This window comes from Streptomyces populi (assembly GCF_002911015.1).
In the GTDB taxonomy this organism is placed as follows: Bacteria; Actinomycetota; Actinomycetes; order Streptomycetales; family Streptomycetaceae; genus Streptomyces; species Streptomyces populi.
This window is the reverse complement of record NZ_KZ627071.1, coordinates 1-2916: the sequence shown is the minus strand read 5'-3', so window position 1 is coordinate 2916 and position 2916 is coordinate 1. Positions and strand designations below refer to the sequence as shown.

Genomic DNA, 2916 nt, shown 5'->3' with positions numbered 1-2916 from the left:
TCTCAAAGGCTTCCGCGGCATCGCCACCAGGTATGACAAGACCGCCACCTCCTACGAAGCAGCGGTCAGTCTCGCGTCATTCCTGCTCTGGGCAAGATCCGTTTGAAGACGGACCCTAGCGCCACGGCGCGAACGAGGGGCAGGAGCCGACCTTGGCACCCCGTCGAGAGATGCTACGTCTACGGATTTGCGATTTCTGGCATCCGCAAACATGGAATCTGGTAAGTCTTGTTGCAGTGATAGTAACTGCATCACAAGGAGACTCAATATGGGAACTGGGACAGCAGAAATCGCGGGACAAATCTTCCTGCGGCCGGTTCGAATCGGACTAGTGTTTCAGCCCACACTTGATTCTTTGACGAAATCAATCAAGCTGGCAACGACTGCGTGGGGCGGGATGTACTTCCCATTCATCGACCCTACCTGCGAAAATCCCCTTTCCTTGGCATCAAAGCTAGACGTGGACGCACTCTATGCCGTCGATGGTCATACTGAATCGGACCGACTCTCTCGCTCGGTGGGCTACAGGTGGCAAGGAGGCGCAGAGTGGGGGCCATTTAGCAACCAAGTCGGATACGGATCGGGACATATTCAGAGCATTGATTGGCTTATCGGCGACACGCTAAATGGCTCCCAGCTCACCTATTACCAGTGGGAAGATGAGAACCCCCTAAAAAGCGTACTATTGGCCCTCCATGGAGATTACGATGATGGCACTGTAGGAGAACTGGCAAGATCTGCATTTTGCGCAAAATCGCGAACCTGCACCCTAGGGAGCGGGGAACTCGTCGCTCGCACGGGTGAAATTGAGGAAATTTCTCCGATCCAGGTCACATCTAGGGAGATTGCCTATCGAGGAGAGGCGCACGGGCATGGCGTTGTTGTTGTTCGCCCTGACAATGCTGGAGACATTGTCCAGTTCTGGAATCTTCGCGCATCGGGGTTGCATGTGCACCCGTGGGTTGTTGGTCACGACCCAGCCTCTCACTCATCAGTTAGCGAATGGCTGAATAGAGTCCTACAGCGACGACTCATCCGCCATTCAATTCGTGGGGATGGAGTGGATCTTGGGCCGTGCATTTCAATTCACTTGCCCGAGGGTGTGGATGTAATTCCTGTCGCCCTCGAAACCGAACTGCAAACCAGAGGAATCTCCTTCAGGGCTACCAGCGGTGAGGATTTCATTCACAGCTGGCGAGGTAGGCATCCATTCCACACCGAGTTTGGCGAGTTCTTCAGAGCAGAGAGTTCCCGTGGGCGGGTTTTTGACGTGCCAATCCCCAATCTCGACGGCGCCCGGTGGCGTCGAGGGCATGAGCCTGGGTTTCTGGTCGCAGATATTTCCCTTGACTCAGTAACTGGCCTGGCTCCGGATATGGTTGTCGCCATGCCAGCCGCGCGCGAGCTTTCACCGCTGGTTGATGCCAGGGAATTCCTTACTCAGAGAATTCATCGCGCAACGGATGATGGTCGGGCCGTAGCGGTGCGAGCTGACGATAGGACCGTATCAGTCAGGGCGGTGAATGCGACGTCCATTATTGAAACCCTAATGAATGGAGAGGGCTGGAAATTTCAGCAAACGGGCAACGGAAAATTTTCTACTCGACTGATCGAAAAGCTCGGCGGAAGCTACAGCTACGTGGCCAATCAGCCGTCTGTCCGAACTGCCCTCATGAAAGCTTCAGCTTCCCATGCAGGTCTGCCATTCGCTGCTCTTTTGTCCTACGCCAAGAGGCAACGCGGTGCGTGGCCGGGTGTCCTTTCGGGCACTTCTCGTGATGAATACCCGGCACTTGTAATCCGTCATCTCCTTGCTCGCAAGGCACTCCAACCATTTCTTCCAATTCGTTGTCCTGAGTGCACTGTGGAAATGACGGTATCTCCGGAAGATCTGCGCTCAGAATTCAGTTGCGAGTTGTGCGGAGCGCAATTCCCTCTAGGCCTGGCCCTGGGGATGCATGTGCGTAATGATTGGTCCTATAAGATCGCAGGAAATATTGCACCCGATCGGCTCGGTGAGACGCTGCCAGTCATGGCAACCGTATCAATCCTGAGTGGATATCGAAGCACTTCCGCAAATTACCCCTACGCACTAGGGGTTTCCGTTGACTCACCTCACGGGAAGTTTGAAGTCGACGTTGTCATGGCGCTAGCCGAAAGTCACCCACCTCTGATCGTTATCGGCGAGGTGAAGAGTTACATGGATTCGGTGACGGCGGAAGATCTGGAACACTTGCGTTTCCTGCAGAGTCATCTGCGCGCCAAGAATATCGATTGCTATATCATGGTCGCCACTCTCCGAGATGAGCTTCCAGATGAGACCGTGGATGCCCTAAAGGCGTTTTGTGAGAACATCCCGAGTTCCTTCAGTCCGCGCATTTTGCCAATTCTTCCGATCGTCCTGACGGGGAAGAATTTGTCCGTTCCTCAGTTTCATGATGACAGCCCTTGGGAATGGCAAGACCCTGGCACCAGGTTGTCTGGCCTGGCTCTGGAGTCGTGTCGGAGAAACATCGGATTGCTCGATGCCCGGCACCAGTGGGACGGCGACGAGTGGAAGTTTGTACCAACCTGGCGAGTTCAGTAAGGCGGCGGGTGAGGACCGCCCCAGCCGCGACTTACCCCTTCTCTGACGTCAGGCGGCTGATCGCCATACGCGTGGCACGGACGCCGGCCGGGCTGGAGCGGGGCGGAGACAGGAGCGCAGGCCCGGCCGGGGGCCGGGCCGCGTGCGGGGAGCGGAGCAAGCCGCCTTGATGAGGTAGAGAAAGTTTGAATCACGTCGTGATCGTGCGGCTGTCCGATCCCGGGTGATGCTTGACAGTTCGATCCCAGCTGATGGTTGACAGTGGCCGTGATCGGCTTTTCTGTGCACGTCGTTGCGGCGTGTGGCAGGAGGCCGGGATTGGCGCTGGT

The 2916-nt window shown here is 56.0% G+C and carries 1 protein-coding gene; it reads left to right on the top strand.

Annotated features, from left to right (window positions below):
* Positions 1-268: 268 nt before the first annotated feature.
* The gene (locus tag CW362_RS43695; RefSeq protein ID WP_162684446.1) at positions 269-2587 is read left to right on the top strand and encodes a hypothetical protein; all 2319 of its coding nucleotides are present in this window, start codon (positions 269-271) and stop codon (positions 2585-2587) included.
* The last annotated feature ends 329 nt before the right edge of the window (positions 2588-2916 follow it).

Coding starts and splice junctions, on each gene's coding strand:
- CW362_RS43695 (WP_162684446.1), top strand. CDS start 269: ATGGGAACTGGGACAGCAGAAATCGCGGGACAAATCTTCCTGCGGCCG.